Annotated in this window: 23 protein-coding genes and 1 pseudogene; 13 read left to right on the top strand and 11 right to left on the bottom strand. The window is 42.6% G+C overall.

The genetic code is table 11. The features are described from left to right. Positions 1–492 precede the first annotated feature (492 nt). From NMG48_RS02175 to NMG48_RS02160, 4 genes are all read left to right on the top strand, one after another. Complete coding sequence (locus NMG48_RS02175) at positions 493–1,971, top strand: hypothetical protein (protein WP_271253796.1); 1,479 nt, start codon at positions 493–495, stop codon at positions 1,969–1,971. 275 nt (positions 1,972–2,246) lie between these two features. Next, the gene (locus NMG48_RS02170) at positions 2,247–2,903 is read left to right on the top strand and encodes an Npun_F0813 family protein (RefSeq protein ID WP_126385855.1); all 657 of its coding nucleotides are present in this window, start codon (positions 2,247–2,249) and stop codon (positions 2,901–2,903) included. A 119-nt stretch (positions 2,904–3,022) separates the two neighbouring features. Further along, positions 3,023–3,958 (top strand): hypothetical protein, encoded by a 936-nt coding sequence (locus NMG48_RS02165; protein ID WP_271253795.1) that lies wholly within the window; start codon positions 3,023–3,025, stop codon positions 3,956–3,958. 317 nt (positions 3,959–4,275) lie between these two features. Next, on the top strand, positions 4,276–5,487 hold the full coding sequence (locus NMG48_RS02160; RefSeq protein ID WP_271253794.1) for a calcium-binding protein: 1,212 nt from the start codon (positions 4,276–4,278) through the stop codon (positions 5,485–5,487). A gap of 54 nt (positions 5,488–5,541) precedes the next feature. On the opposite strand, the gene NMG48_RS02155 is transcribed toward NMG48_RS02160, so the two are convergent. Continuing rightward, positions 5,542–6,246 (bottom strand): sugar transferase, encoded by a 705-nt coding sequence (locus tag NMG48_RS02155; RefSeq protein ID WP_126385852.1) that lies wholly within the window; start codon positions 6,244–6,246, stop codon positions 5,542–5,544. A 41-nt stretch (positions 6,247–6,287) separates the two neighbouring features. Here NMG48_RS02155 and holA point away from each other — a divergent pair, with 41 nt between their 5' ends. The 3 genes from holA (at position 6,288) to infC (ending at position 9,158) form a co-directional block, all read left to right on the top strand. Beyond that, positions 6,288–7,271: a DNA polymerase III subunit delta gene (gene holA, locus NMG48_RS02150; protein ID WP_271253793.1), complete on the top strand. Its 984-nt coding sequence runs from the start codon at positions 6,288–6,290 to the stop codon at positions 7,269–7,271. 92 nt (positions 7,272–7,363) lie between these two features. Next, positions 7,364–8,494, top strand: coding sequence for a 3-dehydroquinate synthase (gene aroB, locus NMG48_RS02145; RefSeq protein WP_271253792.1), 1,131 nt, complete (start codon positions 7,364–7,366; stop codon positions 8,492–8,494). 139 nt (positions 8,495–8,633) lie between these two features. Next, complete coding sequence (gene infC, locus NMG48_RS02140; RefSeq protein ID WP_126385849.1) at positions 8,634–9,158, top strand: translation initiation factor IF-3; 525 nt, start codon at positions 8,634–8,636, stop codon at positions 9,156–9,158. 64 nt (positions 9,159–9,222) lie between these two features. On the opposite strand, the gene NMG48_RS02135 is transcribed toward infC, so the two are convergent. Further along, entirely contained in the window at positions 9,223–10,062 is an 840-nt protein-coding gene (locus NMG48_RS02135) for a hypothetical protein (protein WP_271253791.1), read from the bottom strand. Between the two features lie 248 nt (positions 10,063–10,310). On the opposite strand from NMG48_RS02135, the gene NMG48_RS02130 reads away from it, so the two are divergent. The 6 genes from NMG48_RS02130 to NMG48_RS02105 all read left to right on the top strand — a co-directional run bounded on the left by NMG48_RS02130 (position 10,311) and on the right by NMG48_RS02105 (position 13,992). Continuing rightward, entirely contained in the window at positions 10,311–10,958 is a 648-nt protein-coding gene (locus tag NMG48_RS02130; RefSeq protein ID WP_271253790.1) for a DUF2301 domain-containing membrane protein, read from the top strand. 7 nt (positions 10,959–10,965) lie between these two features. Next, a complete protein-coding gene (locus tag NMG48_RS02125; RefSeq protein WP_271253789.1) occupies positions 10,966–11,661 on the top strand; it encodes a class I SAM-dependent methyltransferase in 696 nt (231 codons plus the stop codon). A gap of 49 nt (positions 11,662–11,710) precedes the next feature. Next, positions 11,711–11,998: a small RNA NsiR4-regulated ssr1528 family protein gene (locus NMG48_RS02120; protein WP_169365792.1), complete on the top strand. Its 288-nt coding sequence runs from the start codon at positions 11,711–11,713 to the stop codon at positions 11,996–11,998. Positions 11,999–12,148: 150 nt separating this feature from the next. Beyond that, the gene (locus tag NMG48_RS02115) at positions 12,149–12,649 is read left to right on the top strand and encodes a L,D-transpeptidase (protein WP_271253788.1); all 501 of its coding nucleotides are present in this window, start codon (positions 12,149–12,151) and stop codon (positions 12,647–12,649) included. A gap of 217 nt (positions 12,650–12,866) precedes the next feature. Further along, positions 12,867–13,058 carry a photosystem I reaction center subunit IV gene (locus tag NMG48_RS02110; RefSeq protein WP_055077578.1) on the top strand — a complete coding sequence of 64 codons (192 nt, stop codon included), beginning with the start codon at positions 12,867–12,869 and terminating at the stop codon, positions 13,056–13,058. Positions 13,059–13,122: 64 nt separating this feature from the next. Further along, the gene (locus tag NMG48_RS02105) at positions 13,123–13,992 is read left to right on the top strand and encodes a DNA-formamidopyrimidine glycosylase (RefSeq protein ID WP_271253787.1); all 870 of its coding nucleotides are present in this window, start codon (positions 13,123–13,125) and stop codon (positions 13,990–13,992) included. Between the two features lie 29 nt (positions 13,993–14,021). On the opposite strand, the gene NMG48_RS02100 is transcribed toward NMG48_RS02105, so the two are convergent. The 9 genes and pseudogenes from NMG48_RS02100 to NMG48_RS02060 form a co-directional block, all read right to left on the bottom strand. Beyond that, positions 14,022–14,690 carry a response regulator transcription factor gene (locus NMG48_RS02100; protein WP_271253786.1) on the bottom strand — a complete coding sequence of 223 codons (669 nt, stop codon included), beginning with the start codon at positions 14,688–14,690 and terminating at the stop codon, positions 14,022–14,024. Between the two features lie 104 nt (positions 14,691–14,794). Continuing rightward, positions 14,795–15,880: a sensor histidine kinase gene (locus NMG48_RS02095; RefSeq protein ID WP_271253785.1), complete on the bottom strand. Its 1,086-nt coding sequence runs from the start codon at positions 15,878–15,880 to the stop codon at positions 14,795–14,797. Between the two features lie 120 nt (positions 15,881–16,000). Beyond that, positions 16,001–17,065 carry an IS4 family transposase gene (locus NMG48_RS02090; protein ID WP_271253784.1) on the bottom strand — a complete coding sequence of 355 codons (1,065 nt, stop codon included), beginning with the start codon at positions 17,063–17,065 and terminating at the stop codon, positions 16,001–16,003. A gap of 56 nt (positions 17,066–17,121) precedes the next feature. Next, positions 17,122–17,556: an IS1595 family transposase gene (locus NMG48_RS02085; RefSeq protein WP_271255227.1), complete on the bottom strand. Its 435-nt coding sequence runs from the start codon at positions 17,554–17,556 to the stop codon at positions 17,122–17,124. Continuing rightward, positions 17,553–18,008, bottom strand: a complete 456-nt coding sequence (locus tag NMG48_RS02080) for a hypothetical protein (protein WP_271253783.1) — start codon at positions 18,006–18,008, stop codon at positions 17,553–17,555. Before NMG48_RS02080 ends, NMG48_RS02085 begins: the two co-directional genes overlap by 4 nt. 92 nt (positions 18,009–18,100) lie before the next feature. Next, a complete protein-coding gene (locus NMG48_RS02075; protein ID WP_271253782.1) occupies positions 18,101–19,360 on the bottom strand; it encodes a hypothetical protein in 1,260 nt (419 codons plus the stop codon). After that, the gene (locus NMG48_RS02070) at positions 19,353–19,733 is read right to left on the bottom strand and encodes a HAMP domain-containing protein (protein WP_271253781.1); all 381 of its coding nucleotides are present in this window, start codon (positions 19,731–19,733) and stop codon (positions 19,353–19,355) included. Before NMG48_RS02070 ends, NMG48_RS02075 begins: the two co-directional genes overlap by 8 nt. Before the next feature lie 7 nt (positions 19,734–19,740). Next, positions 19,741–20,289, bottom strand: a pseudogene (locus tag NMG48_RS02065) (transposase); the annotation flags it as partial. A gap of 29 nt (positions 20,290–20,318) precedes the next feature. Continuing rightward, positions 20,319–20,687: a helix-turn-helix domain-containing protein gene (locus NMG48_RS02060; protein WP_271251623.1), complete on the bottom strand. Its 369-nt coding sequence runs from the start codon at positions 20,685–20,687 to the stop codon at positions 20,319–20,321. Positions 20,688–20,713: the final 26 nt, after the last annotated feature.

The raw sequence follows: 20,713 nt of genomic DNA, 5'->3' as shown, positions 1-20,713 counted from the left end.
AGCCAGCAAAATTAGAGACTGGTTTTGAGTGCATCCCTAATTCTATAGCTATAGCCACATAAAACCCAAACGAGAGTTCGCGATGCGATGGATCGCATCGATCTTTCACTACAAGTAAAAATGTCACAGCTACTATTTATAGGACTTACACAATGAGTAAATTTGGCGCGGGCTTTTGCCCGCACCAAATTTACTTAAAAACCCGTAAATTCGTTAAGCCTGCGTAATTCCTATTTATATTTAGTTAACGTCAGTTCGGGTTAAGCTGGCAGATTTTACAATCCCAAGGGTAAAAGCCTTGCTACGCAAGGCTTTTACCCTTGGGATTTAAGAGAGGGTTTGCGTAGCAAACCCTCTCTTAAATCCCATTTCAAACTATCTCCAACTCGCGTTAGTTATGTTTTCTAGGTGTGCGAAGTACAAACATGATCTCTGATACTCACAACTAATTTGGGATTGATATATAGTGCATGTAGTCGTGAGTAACTTGATATGGGATTTGAGGAAGCCTTTGCTTTTGTTGTAGCAGGTTGCGTGGCAAGCTACTACCAGCGATCGCAACAGGGAGAGCGTCAGGAGCAAACAATATTTCTATGGATTTTGGCAATTGTTTTTCCTAGTTTGGCGATCGCATGGACAATTCTTAACCAAACTTCTTTACCATTAACTTTTACAGTGGTTGGCTTTTTGTTGGGGACTTGGATTTATCGTAGGTCTTCAAGAGACAACCATGAAATTATCAATCTCACACCTACAGAAGAAAAGCAACTCAGGAACTGCTTCTCCCCAACTACTTATCACCTCAAGGATCTAGAGTACCATCCTCAAGAAATTTACTGTCGTGGTAGCCTCCGATCGCAAAATCACAAATACGCCTACGACACCATTAGCCAAAATATCCAAAAAATATTTGGCGATCGCTTTCTTTGCTATTTACAAGAAAGCCCCATCGAAAACCGAGGTAGAGGCTTTGGGGCATCATCCAACGATCAGCAATTAAACAACTATTGCTTTCATTTAATTCCTAACCAAAACATTGCTCAATTTGAGCAATCAGGATTTAGGAAGCGATTTTCTTACTCGTCTTGGATAGCGAGCGTTGTTAGCATTATCCTCACTGCATTCACAGTGCTAGTAGTGGGAGCAAAAGTTTATCGCCTTGAAGATTTAAACCTTAACAATTTACAAACAGGCCTTCCCTACCTGCTTGGTATAGCCAGCATATTTGGGGCAAGGGCGATCGCTCAATATGCCATCGCCAAAAAATACAAGCTACGATTCGAGCCGCCCATCCTATTACCCTGCTTTGGTGGATTTGGTTTACTGGGAAATCTGCATCTCCATCCTCAAATATCTCCAAACCCTAACAATCAACGGCGTATTCTATTTGATTTAGCTATAATTTCTACTACCGCAAGTTTAGGCATTTCCATAATTTTATTAATTTTGGGCAATTGGCTATTAGTCCCCACAGAATCTACCAATTCTGCGATCTCCACCTCTCTCTTAATGCCCAATCTCCATAGCTTTGATTTTAAAAGCTCAATTTTTGTAACGTTATTGCAGGCTATTTTTTCTATAGATAAATCTGCAACTATTTCAACCAATACTTCTGAGATCACGCAGATCCTTTCACCACTTACCCTAGCAGGCTGGACTGGGTTAGCCCTCAGCGCTTTACAAGTACTACCCTTCGGACTCCTCGATGGCGGCAATTTAGCGATCGCCATGTTTGGACATCGGCAAACTACCCTAATTGCAAGGATTACCAGAATCGTACTACTAGCGATCGCCTTACTTGCTCAGCCTTGGTTAAGAATTTACAGCCTATTATTATTTTTGCTGCCTGCCCCACCGCCCTCAATTGTAAACGAAAGTATAGAAATTGACAGAACCCGCGATTTACTAGGGATAGGGTTAATGGCAATCGCCTTGCTAATTATTCTCCCCATGCCCAAATCTATTTTCTAAAATGTCATCGTTTTATTTTGGCAAAAGTCTTGACTAGTGGCACTTTCAATAAAATACTAGGATTTATTTACATGGCTTTTGTTTCTCAAATACAAGGGTTATCAGTAACTTTTTCTTTTTAAAGTTAAGAAAATATCACTTTGTACAAACCTTCATTTATGGGGTTTAACTAAATTTCAAGGTGTAAATGTAATTTTGGCATTATCATTAACTTTGGCATTAGGTAGCCACGCTTTGTTGCTACTGGTAACATCAGTTAAGTCAACAGTAGACACATGTTCATCCTGAAGCGCCAAGACGTTGAAATCGTCAACGTCCAAAACCCACAAAACAAAGATCAACAAATACCGATTTTGCAGTATCAGGGGCAAACATTTCGGTTACTCAACATGTTTGGCGATAATCGAGATGAAGCTTTAGCGCTTTGGCGTGACTTAACTGATAACAAAGGCAAAGCTTGCGTATTATTGGAAGAGCCTCAACGCTTTAGTGTCTGGGGCAGGGTCAAGCTCGACCAAATTCACTCAGTAGCCACTGATAGTTCTTCGGCGGGTACACATCTTGTCCAAGGTTGTTTACTCATATTGCAAGCTGTATATCTTGAAGTTGAAGATCTCCTTGGCGTACGACAAGCAGGTTCATTTAAGCAAGATCTACTCAAGTTTATGCAACAGGGTAAGTTTGCCCAAAGTGAATCGATCTCAGCACTGGAAGCCGTTTTATCAATTAATCCACTTAATAGTGTACAAATCCCCAACTGGGATGAAGGCAAATTGCAGCTGCTTTTAGGGGAGCTACATCGACTTGCCTCTTCCTATTTTGGAAATGATAGTTTTGTCGATAGTGCGATCGATGCTTTAAACGAATTACCCGAATCAGTTTCAGTAACTGCTTGGCTGAAAAAAACTCCCAAAGGTAAACTTTGGCAGTAATTATTAATAATTACTTGATTTCTGTTTTTACTTTAAAATTCATAGCTTGTCGTAGCTATTTGTTATTTTTAGTTCTTTAATACTGCATTTCTTATGGTTGTAGCCAAGGTTCAAGATACATGAGTAGAGCCAAATCTTCTTCCCCATCAGGGATTTCCACACAATCTATTATTTGGGCAGCGATCGGATGGGCAACCTTAGCCTTGATGTTCTATCTATTTCTTAGCGCACCTACTGATGGACCACATATCATTAAGCCCGAAGAATGTAACAAAGTAGTTAAAGACTTAATCGTAAGACCAAATTGGTATCGTTATGGAACATATATCTTCCAAACTGTAGCGATCGCCTTTTCAGGAATACTATGTTTGCGTAATTGGCGTAGTCCTAAAATTATTAGCGGTCGTAATGTCTGGCTAGGACTAGGATTAGGTATCCTATCCTGGGGTATTGGCAACTTAATTTTTGGATACTTAGATTTTCAATATCAAAGTGGATTAATAGCAGGTGGAGCTAAGGGCGCACAAAATCTGGTTAAAACCTTTCCCTCGATCGCCGATATTTTCTTTACAGCAACCTATGTGTTTTTATCATGGGGCATGGCGATGTCCGTAATTGGTCGGAGACTCAATCTTTATCCCAAGCAGTGGGGTGTTGTTGGGGCAGTTGGTTTTGTTGGGGTGGGGCTTGCAGCCTATGTTACTTTTGGTGCAGGTGGTGGTTTTACGCTTGACACAGGTAAAATCCTAAATATTGTTTACGCTCTAGGCGATATCTGGCTCTTAATTGTCGCTACCATTCTTTTGCTCGCTTTTTGGGGTGGCAAAGCAGCACAGTCTTGGAGATTACTCGGTAGTGCTGGGATCGCAATGTTTTTTAGCGATTTATGGTTTAACTACAGCATCAATATCAGTGATATTTGCAAAGCAAAACCCTATCAAAGTGGTGAGCCTGCGGAATTCTTCTGGATTCTTGCTTTTATTCTGTGGGGAATGGCAGCCGCTTTAGAATTTGATTTATCCTCACGTCCAACAGGACGAGGTCGTCGAGGTTAACAGATAAAAAAGGCGGCGCGATGCGCCGCCTTTTTTATCTGTAAAAGAGAAATATGACTTAGTTAACACGAGTTCGGGATAATTTGAAACGGGCTTTGAGGGAGGATTTGCGTAGTAAATCCTCTCTCAAAGCCCAAAAGTAAAAGCCTTGCGTAGCAAGGCTTTTACTTTTGGGCTTGTAAAATTTGCCAGCTTAGCCCGAACTGACGTTAGTTACAAAAATGGTAACGAGAGCTGAAGCAAATTTTTTAACTACTAAGATTCAATCAGCAAACTTATTCAACTATTTAGCTTAGCAAAACTAATTAGGTAAAAAAATGGCAAAAAATCCTAATCCAATTTTTGGTAACAGCTTTATTCAAGGAACTAGTCTGGATGACGATATCTTTGGTTCCTTGGATGTAGATGTCATTCATGCTGGAGCAGGTAACGATATTATTTGGGGTGATGGACGTGATTCTATAACAGGTCTATCACCTATTTCTGGAAAGGTAGACATAATTTATGGCGAAGATGGTGATGATGTCATCTACGGTGGTAATGAGGCTGAGGATTCAATAAATCCAGCTAAAGACCAACTATATGGCGGTGCAGGCAATGACTATCTCTTTGGTGAAGGAGGTCATGATGTCCTCGTTGGTGGCATTGGCGATGATTCTCTAAATGGTGGTACTGGTAATGACGAGCTATATGGCGATGATGGTAATGACAGTCTTACAGGAGGTCGTGGCAATGACATTATTGACGGAGGCAGTGGCTATGACACTTTATATGCTAGTGGTGGTAGCTTCACTTTAACCAACAATCAGCTTATCTCTAACTCTCTAGGAACTGATACACTCACCAGTATTGAGGCTGCATTTATCATTGGTGGTGGTGGCGATGACATTTTAGATGCCAGTGCTTTTACAGGAGGAGGTTTAGCTGGAGCAAGAGTTACTCTATTTGGCAGTGACGGCAATGACACGATTAAAGGTAGCTCAGGCAACGATAATCTGCAAGGCGGCAGTGGTACTGATCAAATTTTTGGTGGTGCAGGCAATGACGAAATCTATGCTGGTAGTAATACTCAGTTAACTCCCGATATCCTCGTTGGCGGTTTTGGCAGTGATATTCTTGTAGGTAGTGGTGGCAATAACCGCTTGACGGGTGTGGATATTATTGGACTAAACCGTGGCTTTGCTGAGGTTGATACCCTCACTGGCAATGGCGGGAATGATGTCTTTGTTTTGGGAGATACCAATGCAATCTATTACAATGATGGCTATATGCGTGCTTCAGGAGCCGTTGAAGGATTTGCCAAAATTACTGACTTTAACTCTGGCGATAAAATTGAACTCAAGGGATCAAGCAGTAACTATATTCTCATGAGTTATAGCAGCAACGGCATCTCTGGCACTGGCATCTATGCAAAACTTGCCACAGGTATGGGCATGATGTCGACTTATAACGAATTAATTGGAGTCGTCCAAAATATTGCCCCAACAGCACTTAGTTTAACTAGTGGGAGTCAATTTAACTATGTTTGAATTCTGAAACGAAAAAGAGGGACTGTTTAATAATCCCTCTTTCTTTTCTTTCTTTTAATATGCACCGTTTCCTTTCGGGAAAATTACCACCAAAATAGTTTTAAAAATCAATTTGACATCTAGCCAGAAACTCATCAGTCGTACATAACTAGCATCAATTTGGATACGCCGGGAATATGGAATATCATTGCGGCCTGAAACTTGCCATAACCCTGCAATTCCCGGACGTACACTAAGTACTTTATCGATTGATGAACCATATTTAATCAGTTCAGCTCTAACCAATGGTCTGGGACCGACCACACTCATATCGCCAACTAGAACATTCCAAAACTGAGGTAATTCATCTAGGCTTGTTGTCCTCAAGAACTTACCAATCTTGGTAATTCGAGGATCATGCTTGAGCTTAAAGGATGCTTCATATTCAGCTCGACTAATTGGACAGGAATTCAAATAATTTTCTAGAACTTGGTCAGCCCCATTAATCATAGTTCTAAACTTAATGCACTTGAATTCTTGACCATGTAAACCCACTCTAGGATGGATATATAAAACAGAGCCACGAGAACTGATGAAAACTAAAATCGCGATCGCTAAATAAAGTGGCGAAAACACAGTTAGAACGATTGATGCAAATACAATATCAAAGATTCTTTTTCCCCAAGTTGCATAATGATCTGTGCGATTTGTGACTGATCTCGTAACTGTTTTCTTTGTTCTGAGGCTCGCTTGACTATTTTCGTTGCTTCTAGTAATCATCAAATCTCTACACCACACCACATAGTTGAACTAATCATACAATGCCTGTCTACTTTTATTGGGGCGATGACGACTACCAAATTTCTCAAGCAGTCAAAAAGCTAATTGATACCTATGTCGATCCGATGTGGCGAGATTTTAATTATGTCAAAATCTATGCTACGGCTGATCTGGAGGTAATGGATGGGCTAAACCAAGCGGTGACTGCACCCTTTGGGATGGGGAATCGATTGACTTGGCTAGCGGATACAGCGATCGCCCAACGATGTTCAGAACCGTTGCTAGCAGAGCTAGAACGAACTTTTAATCATTTACCTGTAGACTCCTATATCTTGTTTACCGCATCCAACAAACCTGATGGGAGAGCCAAATCTACGAAGTTATTGCAGAAGTATGCCCAAATATTAGAGTTTTCGTTAATACCACCTTGGAAAACTGACGCGATCGCTCAACTAGTTAAGCAAGCGGCGACAGAAATTGACTTGAAATTGTCGTCAGATGGGGTTGATTTGTTGGTTGATGCAATTGGCAATGATACCCGTCGCTTAACAATGGAATTGCAAAAATTGCAACTATCTCATCATGGCAACAACAAACCTCTAACTGCTAAAGAAATTGCACCACTTGTCCAAGCATCTGCTCATAACAGCTTGCAATTGGCGAGTGCAATTCGTTCAGCAAATGTGAGTCAGGCACTTACTTTAATTGCTGAATTACTCCGAAACAATGAAGTTGGTTTGCGAATTTGTGCAACCTTAGTGGGACAGTTTCGCACATGGCTCTGGATTAAGCTCATGCAGGAGTCGGGTGAACGCGATGACAAGGTGATCGCGGAGGCTGCGGAAATTGGTAATCCTAAACGAGTTTATTTTTTAAAGCAAGAGGTACAGGGGTTGAATAGTCAAAAGTTAATGCGATCGCTAAGTATCTTGTTGCGATTAGAAGCCGATCTGAAGCATGGTAAAGACGAAACTGCGACTCTCCAAACTGCCATCATTGAGTTATGTCAAACAATGGCTAAATAGAAAAAGCATCACAAAGTGATACTTTTTCCCTTGGGAGAGATTGAGAAACAGGATCGCTGCTACGATGAGAATTAGATCATTTACTTAGAAATATGTCCGAAAATTCCGCAACAGTTACAGTTGCACTTAGTAGCGATAATCAACCTAATCGCAGTTATGACATTGCGATCGCTGCCCATAGCCTCAACAATTTGGGCACAAAATTAGTAGAAATTGGCTTAGGCAAAAAAAGCAAAAAGCTTCTGATCGTCTCTAATCCTGTCATTTACAAGCATTATGGTGAGACCGTACATAATTCTTTAAGTAATGCAGGTTTTGATGTTGCTCATTTGATTCTTCCCGCAGGTGAACGCTTTAAAACTGCCAACTCTCTCCAAAAAATTTATGATGCTGCCCTTGAGCATCGCTTAGAACGTTCATCGGCAATTGTTGCCCTTGGTGGTGGTGTAATTGGTGATATGTCAGGCTATGCGGCGGCAACTTGGTTGCGCGGTATTGATCTAGTACAAGTACCGACCACGCTTTTGGCAATGGTGGATTCAGCGATCGGTGGCAAGACGGGGATCAATCACCCACAGGGCAAAAACCTGATCGGAGCTTTCTATCAACCTCGCCTAGTCTGGATTGATCCTGAAGTTCTCAAAACCTTACCTGCCCGTGAATTTCGCTCAGCAATGGCAGAGGTAATTAAATATGGTGTGATCTGGGATCGGGAGTTATTTGATTTATTAGCTAAATGCGATCGCCTCGATCAATTGCGCTATATTTCCGATGAGCTTTTGCAAACCATTCTCTATCGTTGTGCTAAAGCCAAGGCTGAAGTAGTATCCAAGGATGAGAAAGAAGGAAATCTTCGTGCCATTCTTAACTATGGTCACACCGTTGGCCATGCGATCGAATCCGTTACCAACTATCGCCTCTATAATCACGGTGAAGCCGTTGGTTTAGGGATGCTCATTGCTGGGGCGATCGCAGTTGATCTCGGGCTCTGGTCTGCGGAAGATCAAGCCCAACAGGTTGCTCTGATTGCCAAAACTCGTTTACCGCAAACCCTACCTGCGGACATTGATCAAGAAGCGATCGTTGAGTCCCTATCTACCGATAAAAAGGTTGAAGCGGGCAAGGTTCGATTCATTTTGCCCACTGCGATCGGTCATGTCACCCTAAGCGATCGAGTAACTGGGGATCTAGTTAAACAAAATTTACGTCAAATTTTGACATAATCACTTGACACATCAAAGGGTAGTTCGTACTATACTTAAACGTTTATGTCAAGCAAAAATATTGCTAAGCTTAGGCATACATTTGTAAACCATTAGTAATTCAACCCCATACCCAAAGAGTCTAGACAACAGAGATTTCATGACTAAAAAGCCAATTAAAGACCTCCCCCAAATCAACGAACGCATCAGATATCCAAAAATTCGAGTCATTGATATGGAGGGGGAGCAGCTCGGCATCCTGACCCCAAAAGAAGCCTTGAAAATGGCTGAAGAAAAAGAGCTAGATCTTGTATTAGTCAGCGACAAAGCCGATCCTCCTGTTTGTCGGATCATGGACTATGGCAAATTCAAGTTTGAGCAAGAAAAGAAGGCAAGGGAAGCTCGGAAAAAACAACATACTTCTGATGTTAAGGAAGTAAAGATGCGCTACAAGATTGAAGAACATGACTACAAAGTGCGAATCAACCATGCGGAGCGCTTCTTAAAGGAAGGAGACAAGGTTAAGGCAACAGTAATGTTCCGTGGACGTGAGATCCAACATGTCGATCTTGCTGAAGTTCTGCTCAATCGGATGGCTAGCGACCTTGAAGCTGTTGCTGAGATTCAGCAATATCCAAAGCGTGAAGGTAGAAATATCACCATGTTGATGGCTCCCAAGAAATAGTCTTGCAAGCAAAATTAAAAAGCCTCGCAATGCGAGGCTTTTTAGTTTTTTGTCGTCGACTGAACTATCGAGGAGGATTTAATGCTGGTATAGAAATAGGAGTAGGTTGAGTATTTGGAGAAGTCGATTCTTGACTATTATCTGTAGATGCAACTACGGGCGCTCCCACAGGTCTTAAAACCTCCACTCCATTTTGTTGTAAGACAACTATTGGTGGTTCAGAATTAGTATCAATACGTTTAACTAGCACCTTCCCTCTAGAAATAAACTGACCAGCTCTCACATTGCGTGCGGTTGACTCATCAGGTGCTTGAATGATCGCATAAACCGTACCTCCAACCTCAACTGTACCTGTAACTAAAGTACCTTCCGCTGCTTTGGTGTCAGGAGGAATAACAACTTTTTTAATCACATTAGACGTTCTGACAACCACAGCGGCTCTGAGCTTTGGCTGCTCTTTGGGCTTAGCTAATAGTTCCTCTAATTTTGGGACGGGGTTGATAATTGTACTAGTAAAGGGATCACGAGCTTGCTTAGAGTCAGCATTGACTTTCTTTTCTAACTCTTGCACTCGAGCCTGCTTATCAGTGGTAGCAATTAACTCTTGCGTTTTTTGACCAGCCACAAATGGCGTTTTAAAAGATTCTTGAGCTGGAGTTGCCGCTGCTTTTGGAGCAGTGTTTGTGGTAGTTGCCTCAGCAATTGTTGGCAATGGCTTACCTTCTTCCGCAAGCCTTCTCATGGCTTCGCAATCAGTCCCTGGGGCAAATTTCCCTGTTTTGGTAACACCTTGCCTGAGTTCTCTTGCAGTGCTGATCGTACATTCGGTTGGTGTACCCTCACCGCAAGCACTAAGGATTGTAGTAATGCTAAGAATCACGCCAGCTAGGTAATAGATACGCATAAAAAAGTTCCTCTGCTGCCTACTTGTTTTTCGGTACAGCGTCATCCGATGTTGTCGATTTTGACTGCAAGATAGTAAAGCATTATGGTCATTTTGGCAATCATTAACAAGAGATAACATTAAGTTTTACCAATAAAACTCCAGAAGAGTTTGGCGGCGCGCCGCCAAACTCTTCTGGAGTTTTGATTTTTTTCTAACACAAACGGCGACAGCTATACTTTTAGTAATAGCCATTGACGGAGAAATTTGTGGAAATTACATCTGAAGTTTATCAAGGTCAGTTTGGTGAGTTTACGATTACTGAGAGCGATCGCCTAAGTGTGATTATCTATCGCAGTGCCTTAGCGATCGCGGCAGTATGTTTTAGCGTAGGAGCGTTGTTAGTGCTACTACAGCCAAGTAATCCTCAAATCCTAAATTGGTTAACTTGGCTATATTGGGGATTTTCGCTAGGTTTAGGGGTTGCACTTTGGACGATCCATATTTATCTAGAATTACTTCATCGGGTGTTGCAGCTATTTTGGGCGATTGGCGCGATCGCTTCGGTCGGTATTGCTTTGTATTTCCCAGAACCTTTAGCGATCGCAATTTACGAACATCCGATCGCTTTAATTGGTGTCGGTTTTAGTTTTGCCGCTCTAACTGGGATTTTCTTTAAAGAATCTTTTTGTTTTAATCGCTTTGAAACTAAATTTTTAGTTCCATTATTGCCAGTATTGATTCTTGGTCACTTGGTGAGTCTTCTGCCCATAGCGATCGAGCAAAGTTTATTAGGTACTTGGGCAGTTTTATTTATGATTTTTGCAATTCGTAAATTAAGCCAAGAAATCCCCTCAGACATTGGCGATAAATCAGTATTTGCTTATCTCAAAGCCCAAAAGCAACAAGCAGCTTAATACAAACATGAATAAAGCTTTTACTTCTCAGGCAGATGAATGGACAGAGGCAATCACCCCGGTACAGCAGCGCTACGATCGCGAATATCGGAATGAAGCATTTGATTTACCCGCAGAGGTGGAGTCGATGCCACTATTTCGAGAATGGGTGAGCCATACTCTAGCGGGTAAAATTGCTTCGCCTTTTTGGGAATTGGCGCAATTTCAAAAAAATCAACGGTGTTTAGATATTGGTTGTGGGGTTAGCTTTTTAATTTATCCTTGGCGCGATTGGGACGTATTTTTTTATGGTCAAGAGATAAGTTTTGTGGCAAAGGATGCGCTTAATTCGAGAGGTTCGCAGCTTAACTCAAAATTATTTAAAGGGGTGCAACATGGAGCGGCTCACCAGTTAAATTATGAAAATGCCACTTTCGATCGCGTAATTGCGACGGGCTTTAGTTGCTATTACCCTCTGAAATATTGGAAATTAGTATTGCAGGAGGCAAAACGGGTATTAAAGCCCAATGGAGTTTTAATTTTTGATGTGATCGCCCCCGATTTAGAATTTGCTGAAAATTGGGCGATTTTAGAAACCTATTTAGGCGCAGAAGTATTTCTTACTCCTCTTAGCGAATTTACCGAGCTGGTGCAGGCGATGGGTGGCAAAATTACCGCTAAAAAAGATGGGTTGCTATTTTCGATGTATCGCGTTCAGTGGTAGTTTGGTGAAACTTGCGTAGCAAGTCACCGCAAATTTTACAGGTTAGATTATGTCTGATAATTCTTCAACAACAGGTGCTGATGCGATTGATGTGGCGATCGCTCAAGGCATTGATTTTGATGGCACACCCATCGATCCTAAAAAGCTTGATCTATACAACAGTGTGATGGCTCTAGAAGCTGGTCGTCAACGCAGTGGTGTAACTAATACCATGCGATCGCGCATTGTCCGTATTGGCGCAAAACATATCCCTCAAGATGAGCTGAATCAAAAATTGTTGGAAGCAGGCTTTGCCCCACTTAAAGATAAGGATATTGCTTACTTTTACAATAAGTAATCGTTTGTATGAGCTTTGCGCCCACATACAAACAGTGCTGCAAGTTACAGCGCGTTGCGCTGTAACTTGCAGCACTGTAGCAATACAAGTTTTTGGCGGATTTAATCAGATTTTGGGCATAATTGTTAATAAGCAACCTTGACTCTCAAAATGATTAAGTATTGGCAAGCTATACCCAAAGTTTTTATCACAGCGCTATTGCTGCTGGGCATAGGCGAATGGATTAATCTAGATGTCGTAAGCGCCCAATCTCGTGGTAGTTACGTCAGTAGCCGTAGTATTCAGAATTTAAAGCGATCTGGTCAACGCTGGATTGAGATTAATCGGCGTAGTCAGACTCTGATCGCTTGGCAAGGCAATAGAGCCATATATTCGGTGATTGTCTCTACGGGTAAAGCTGAGACACCCACGCCTGCGGGTATTTTTAAAATTCAGTCAAAGTATCCTACCGCCAGAATGCAAGGGGAAGATTACAACGTTCCTGATGTGCCCCATGTGATGTACTACAGTGGCAACTACGCCATTCATGGGGCATATTGGCATCGAAGTTTTGGTATACCGATCAGTCATGGCTGCACCAATGTCGCACCAGATCATGCTGCATGGCTCTATAGTTGGGCTTCTGTGGGTACAACCGTAGTTGTACGCTAGCAAAACCAAAGAAGAGAGGGCGGCGCATCTCTTCTTTGGTTCTAAGACAAGTTAGGGATAGCTATATCAGCAAAATAGGATGCAATGCATCCTATTTTGCTAAATAAAACTTAACGCATTAGAAATAGACAGAGGCGATCGCCTCACAGTAACCTAGAGACGATATCTGTAATCATTTTATTTTCAAATTACAGTCTTTAGGAATAAGGATAAACCTATGGCAGTTCAACGCGGTTCTAAGGTTCGCATTTTGCGTAAAGAGTCCTACTGGTATCGTGAAGTCGGTACTGTAGCTTCTGTTGATAAGAGCGGCATCATCTACCCAGTGATCGTCCGTTTCGATAGCGTCAACTACTCCAACGTCGCAACCAACAACTTTGCGATCGATGAAGTCGAAGAAGTCGCCTAGATTCTTCTAACTTAAAAAAGGTACAATCTCTGCGTAGCAGAGATTGTACCTTTTTTAGTAAGTAATGCCTGAGTTACCAGAAGTTGAGACAGTTCGGATTGGTTTAAATGAAAGTACGTTAGGTTGGCAGATTGAAGGTGGTGAGGTATTGCTGCCCCGTGCGATCGCCTATCCTGAAAATCCACAAGCTTTTTTAGATGCTCTAACGGGAGCAGAGTTTGTTGAGTGGCAGCGACGGGGAAAATATTTAATTGCGAAGTTGTCCCAAGGTAATCAACTGGGTGTCCATTTACGAATGACGGGGAGTTTGCTTTGGTGCGATCGCGATATGGCAGTGGGGAAACATACGCGAGTACGTTTATTTTTAAAGGAAAAAGGAAAAGGGAAAAAGGGGAAAAGTTCAAGTCAGAAGGAATTGCGATTTGATGATCAGCGTACCTTTGGTAAAGTTTGGTGGGTTCCGCCTAATCACGCGACCGAATCAATTATTACGGGATTACAGAAGTTAGGTTTAGAACCTTTTGACCCAGAGTTTACACCTGAGCATTTAGCCGCCAAACTTAGCCGTAGTGGTCGCCCGATCAAAACAGTACTGCTCGATCAAGAAACTGTGGCGGGTATTGGCAATATTTACGCGGATGAGTCGTTATTTCTTGGCAAAATTCATCCTCAAAAAGCTGCAAATTCTCTTAGTGCAGAACAGGTCAAGGCTTTGCATCAAGGAATTATCCGATCACTTAGTGATGGGATTGCTAAGGGTGGGACAACTTTTAGCTCGTTCCAGAATGTGGCAGGACTAAAGGGCAATTACATCGATACCGCTTGGGTATTTCGACGCACGGGGCAACCCTGTAATGTTTGTGGGACAGTAATTTCTCGAATTAAGCTCGGTGGGCGATCGACACATTTTTGCGCTCAATGCCAGAGCCTATAGATAGTTGCGCTTCGCGCTACTTATCTTGCTTATGGCAAAAGATTATTTTGGGTAGCGATCGCGATCGCCTGTTTGCGATCGGCTACTTCTAGTTTATGCAAAATCGTATGAATATGTACTCGCACTGTGCCTGAGGAAATGTACAACAGATCGGCAATTTCTTGATTGGTTTTATGCTCTGACATCAACATCAGGATTTCTTTCTCACGCCGAGTCAGAGTATTGACCTTTGCCTCAGAGGATGGATCATCCGTGAGTTCAGAAGAATGATTCTGAAAAGTATGCTGAATTTCCGCAGTCGCAGTGGCATCCCACCAAGAAGCCCCAGCAATTAGCGATCGCATCGCCAAAATTAAGGTCTCGGCGGCAACACCCTTCATGCAGTAGCCCTGTGCGCCTGCGGTCACTAAGCGGGAAATAAGGGTACGCTCATTGCGTGAAGTTAAGACCAAAATCGGTAGGTTGGGATGGTTTTGTTTGAGTTGCCGACAGGTTTCCATACCGCCGAGTCCCGGCAAGCCAATATCAAGGAGGACAAGATCGAAGATTTGCTGTTTTGCCAAATCGATCGCTGTTTCTCCATCACTTGCCTCTGCTAAAACGGCAATTTTAGTTTCCTGCTGCAAGCGCACCTGCAAACCAAGGCGAAATAGCTCATCGTCTTCAACTAACAATATTTTGCGATTATCTAAGGTCATAATTTCGGGTTGCCCTACCAGAATATTTTTAAATTCTTGCGAAGCAAGAATCTAAAAATATTCTGGTTATAACAAATAAAAAAATGGCGTAGCCATTTTTTTATTTAGGAAGATGAGTATGGCAGGGCTGGCAAACGAAAGCCAAAAACTGCGCCCTGAGGATGTCGATTCTCTGCCCAAATTGTACCGCCATGCGCTTCAATAATTTGGCGAGATAGATATAGCCCTAACCCCGAACCAGTCGCGAGGCGATCGCTTTGTCCTTGATAAAATCTTTCAAATAGATAGGGCTTTTCATCGGCTCTAATCCCTGCACCACTATCCAGCACTTGCACCACCTGATAAGCAGATTGAGTTTCTAGCACTACTTCTACTTTTGCGCCACGGGGTGAATGATTAATCGCATTGGTCAGCAAATTTATAAAAACTCGCCGTAATTGGAAATCATCACCATTCACCCATAGGAATTTGCGAAAGTCCGACTCACCATAGTGCAAATTTAGATAGACACTACGATTAGTAGATAGACTCAATAGGGAAGTTGCCACATCCTCTGCGAGAACTGCTAAATTGATTGGTGTTAATTGTAGTTGCAAACCTTCCGTTTCATTGCGATAGACATCAAGGAGAGTTTCCACTAGTCGCAAACTATTCTGATGACTGCGAATCATCGTAGCTAAGACTGTCTTTTGAGTGGATTGAATCGTTCCAAAATGTCCTCGATCAAATGCTTGAAGAGTTTCGATCGCACCGAGTAAAGGAGTCCGTAAGTCATGAGCCAAAGTAGAAGCAAAATCCTCTCGCATATTCATGATTTGTTCTTGGGCTTGGAGCTTTACCTGTTGCTGGACTAAAATCTGTTGGGTCTGACGATAGCGATCACTCAAAATCCCAGTCAATATCAGAGCAAATACCGTCACTAAACGATTTACCACCATTGAAGTGTGAATTTTGTCGTGGATGGGAACCCAAATATTTAATAAAGTCAAAATTACCGCAGCGCAGATAATTTGAAATATCGCGCCACGACTCAATCGAGAGTTAGCAATCAGAATCGGGCTGACGTAGAGATAACTCATCACATAGTCTGGTGGTGTGGAAAATTCTAAAATAAAGACTATCCCGAACAGTCCCACAACTATCCAAAAAAAAGGCGATCGCCAAGATGATTCTGCTTGTTGTTTGGACATTCTTGTAGCTGAGCCTCATACTTTCTCTCAAAAATCACATCTTATGAATTAACCAAATAGTTCTTGAAAGTCTTGTGCAGTCAGTCCTAAGCCACCAAAGCTAAATTCTGTTAATGATACCTAAGTACAGGACAAAAATTTAATGGAGTTGAAAAAGGCAACAGAATTGAGGTGTAAGTCAAAGACGATATGGCGAATGAAATCAAAGCCAAGCCGAAAAATGCTTTTAGGTAAGCGACCATGCTTTTTAGGTTTGAGAGGATTGAGTAAGAATTGCCATAAACCCGAGGAAAAACACCAACACAAAGCCAGAGTAAGCAAAGCAATAGGCTTAGAAAGCCTTTCTGAGTCCTGAAGATGAGAGGATTCTAAACAAAAGCCACGGGATTTAAAACAACCAAACAAAGTCTCAATAGCCCAACGCTTAGCATAATCAGCAATAGCAGTATAAGGAGCATGATCAGTAACCAAGAGCAACAACTCACCATCCTCTAGACGCATTGCTGCAATATAAAGCCAATATCCCCAAATTTGCCTACGTTTGCCCAACACCCTAAATTCACCAAACTGGAGGTCTTGAAAACAAACTTCAGCCCGCAGTTGCTTCTGCCCATCGTCAAGCAAGGTGTTTTTACGAATGCGGATTCTAAATGGGGTACATGGCTCACACAGCAAATAGTCAAACCACTCTTCCCCCACAAACTCTCGGTCTACGGTCAAAAAGGCGATTTTGCGACTGCCAAATATTTCTAAAAATCGATTCCACAATTCACATAGTTCACGGGTGTTAGAGTTGCCTTTTTTATCTAGCATCATCCATACCAACGGGAAAGCGATTCCATGATGCACTACTCCTAGAGTCAGCACATTGAAAACTGTCTTGCCAAACTGCCAATCGGTGCGGTCGATTGAGATTACCCATGGTTCGGGTATCTGCATTACTTTGACGACGGTTACGGCAATGCTTTCATAGTCTACTTCAAAGTCTCGGAAGAATCTTTGTAGTCTGTTGTAATGTGATGCAACTTTGGCTTTGCCGCTAAATCCCGTCGCGATTTCGGCTAGGTTTACTGTCCTTACTCGTATTAGCGCGATCAGGAATGTGCACACAAATGCGAGTCTTGCTGCATTCCATTGCAGATGCTGCTGCAACATTTCTCGGAATAGGTTAATCTCTTCGCTCATGTAGGGAAATAGGTGGAAGGAGGAAAAAGAAGACGACGCAGAAAGTCAAAATCAATCTAACGCAGATTGTATGACCACTCAAACATGGCTACATACAGATACAAATATTTTTTGTGAATACCGCGAAAGGGACGCAGGAAATTGCGTAAACCAACCCAAATCCCCTCCATAGTATTGCAATGAACCTCACAAAAGCCATCTTGATCGTCATCGCGAGCATACTCGCGCTGAGAGTGACAAACAGTTTGACGCTCACGACCAGAATCAGGTATGCGATTGTAAGCATCAGATTCATCGGTATAGACTGTTGTATTTGGTAAAGTTGTTACCTCTACCTGCGGCTGAATCGTGATTTGTTGAGTATTGTCACAGACCTTCATGCGGATCTGACCACTGTTGCGTCCAACCGTGCCGACAACAGGTGGACGGTCATTTGCCATTGTTCCTTTGCCTTTGCGTTGATTCCCTCGTCGTCTTGGTGGGTCTGCTATTGGATCTTTTTTTTGGCTCCCTTTTCTCCTGCATTCTGAAACATCTCGTCCATCTCGGTTTCAGCATCGGACAGATTACCATTAATCAAATGGGCAAATCCTCGTCGTTGGATGCGATGCCGCCAAGACAATAATGTCCCATAGTCGAGTCCTAGTTCCTCGGCTATGTGTTGGGTCGTTTGTCCTTGTAAGAATCCACGCAATATCAGCACGATCTGACCACAGGTGTAATGACTTCCTGATAAGTCTGTTCCTGTAAAAATATGGAACACTTTCCCACATCCCCGACACTTATATTTGACGATTGGTTCGCGTTGGCGATCATGCGGTGCTTGTCCCACTGGTATTGCGTGTCCATTGGGACAATACAATCCTTTCGGATGTAGAATTTCTAATAACCATTCATAGCTGGCTTGCTCATCTAATAATTTTGTCAGGGGAAATTTGATCATCGCATCTTTATCGATTCATGAAAATGACTCCCCCCTATTTTGCCATTTCACCTGCTTCCCCATATGAGCGAGCTCGCTAAGGTGCGATCGCTTTACCAGTCAAAAGCCGTGAGCAATGACTTGGTGATTAAGACACCTAAAAAGCCAACAGGAACGATCCACCGTAGATATCTGACGAGTTCGGCAACGATGAACCGATCCATCCGCCGAGCTATGTCAGGATTTAGTAAAGTGATCGACAGCAGTACAGAAATCAGCTGATAGGCATGACCTGTTGTGAATATCTGTGATACAAGGCTGTTACTACCGAGCCATGGATAGCGCACTGAAAAAGTGAAGGTAAGGGCTACCAAAGCCAAAATCGAGCCGCTCCATGCGACTAAACGGGGACCTAATTCCGAATTGGAAAAGAAGGTCAAGATCGTTGGCACGATCAGAGTCAGCAGAAAAGGAGTGAAGATCGAGCCTAAAATTGCATTGGGAATTCGCTTCATTCCTACGCGAGCCTCAATCTGACGGAGAAAAGCGCCATTCCAAGCGCGGATTTGTGTCATTTTGAAGGTAATACCCTGTGGCTTCCATCCATTAACTTTGAGATCTTGATCAAGTCCTGATTCGTTGAGATCTTCTTGATCCTGAGACAGGGCAATCTGGTTGGAATTATACTTAGATGACAACATCGCTACCAGTAGTGACTGGGTATCAAAGGGGAAGGCATCTAAAGTTAATTTGCTCTCGAAGGTTGCTTTGACTCGCTGGATGAGTTCGACCTTGCCATCGTAGTGGATGAATAAACCGGGGACAATTTGAGCATCTTTCTCAATGATGTTGGTAATTTTAATTTGGGGATTCCAGATGGTTGCTAACTTAGCTACCGCAGTTTCCTGTCCAAATTCTAGACGGTTCGTTCCCATCTCGCCAGTATCGAACGCCAAACGCGGGTCTTTCCAGACATACCTAATATCGAACTGACTCTCAAAGGTATTGGTGGCTTCGTTGATTTTGCTAATGTTATTTACAAATAAAGCCACACCAACCCGCATTGGCAAAGCCACGTTAGATGGAAAAGGTACAAGATTATTCATCCCCAATGGGTTGGCATCTGGAGTAGATTTTTTGACGCTATCCTTGATCACAGGAGGGTTTGCTGCCTCGGCAGGACTAATCGCTGGCAATTTAGCTAGTGGGGCTGACGCATTACTTGCTGTCTCCGTATTAGATTGGGCAAAGATCGCCGTCGTTATTATGTTTGACCCTGTCCCGATGTCGGTAGCAAAGTAGATGGAAAATCCGCATACCAAGGCGATGAGGAGGCGAGATAACCAAATTTTCCAAGGTCTATATCTACGCATTGTGGGACTCCCTATCATCACTCTTCGAGTTCCCTTGAGCGACGAGTGCTTGTAGTGATCGCGCCATGTCCCCAATTTCGTCGCGACGGTTTGCCAAATCCTCCAGATCGGCAACTGGTTTACCATCGGCAAGCTGATTGCTGGCACTAGCGATCGCCTCAAATGGTTTCAGTAGCATGGCATTGACTACCAGTAACAATGCACCTGTTAGCAATACTATCTGTAGTCCCGACATGGCAACGGTGCTTGTGAGCGCCCACCTTTGTTGGTTTTGGAATTCGCCAAAGTCACGAACTGCAACTACTGCACCAATGCGTTCGCCCTTATAGTCAAGCACTGGCACTAAGACAAGCCCATAATCGATACAGTCCATTGAGGGATTAAGTAGTACAGTAACAACACTTAGTAAACCAATTTTTGAAGAAATCTTTTTCTAACAAGTAAGGGAAAACGTTGATTAAATGCTGAAGTAGTTTTTGAGAATGAGGTCTAAGCAATCTAATAAAATATTTGAGAACCGACCACATCATCTCAATTGGATTAAAATCAGGAGAATAGGTGGGTAAGTACAAAATCTTAGCACCTGTCGCTGTAATTGCTTTTGCGACCCCCTCAACTTTATGGCAGTTGAGGTTATCCATGATGATCCTATGCTCAGGACGTAATTTAGGTACTAGGTCATCTTGGACAAAGGTGAGAAAATCTGCTCCTTTCATAGAACCCTGAATCGTTTTCAGGCAAACAATCCCATCAACTGAAATAGCGCCAATTATTGTGTATTTCTGACCTTTGTAAAAGGGACGAAGACTGAATACTCTTTTGCCACATTCACTTCTTGCCACAGAGCGTTCCATCCCCTGCCATACTCCCGTTTCATCAATACAAATCAGATCTTCAGCTTTCACTTCATTCAATGCTTCCCAAAATTCACATCTTTGCTGTTGTACTGCCTCACTTTTTACCTTTTCATGGCGATAGGTCTTTTTTTTAGAGTGATGTTATGCCTCTGGAAAAATCGGCACATGCTGCCTGTGGTCACTGATACTCCTGTTTGTTCTGCTACTTCTTCACAGTACTGCCATAGTGTCCAATCTGGATGCTCTGAGACAATTTCGAGGATTTTCTCCTGATGCGCTTCGAGGGGACTTTTGATTGGACTACCTAATGGTTTGTGGTTTAGTTCTCCTGTCTCTCGGTATTGATTCAGTAGTTTTTGCACTGTTTTCGTCGCGACTTGAAATTGCTTCGCTACTTCCCGAATCGATGTATTTCCTGCTTCGTAGTTTGCTACGATCTTTTCTCTGAGATCTAGTGAGTAAGGTGCCATTTTTTACTCTCTTTTGGGTTTTGCTA

The organism is Pseudanabaena sp. Chao 1811 (assembly GCF_027942295.1).
Classification (GTDB): domain Bacteria; phylum Cyanobacteriota; class Cyanobacteriia; order Pseudanabaenales; family Pseudanabaenaceae; genus Pseudanabaena.
Note: the sequence above shows the minus strand (reverse complement) of the source record. Positions and strands in the feature narration are given on the sequence as shown.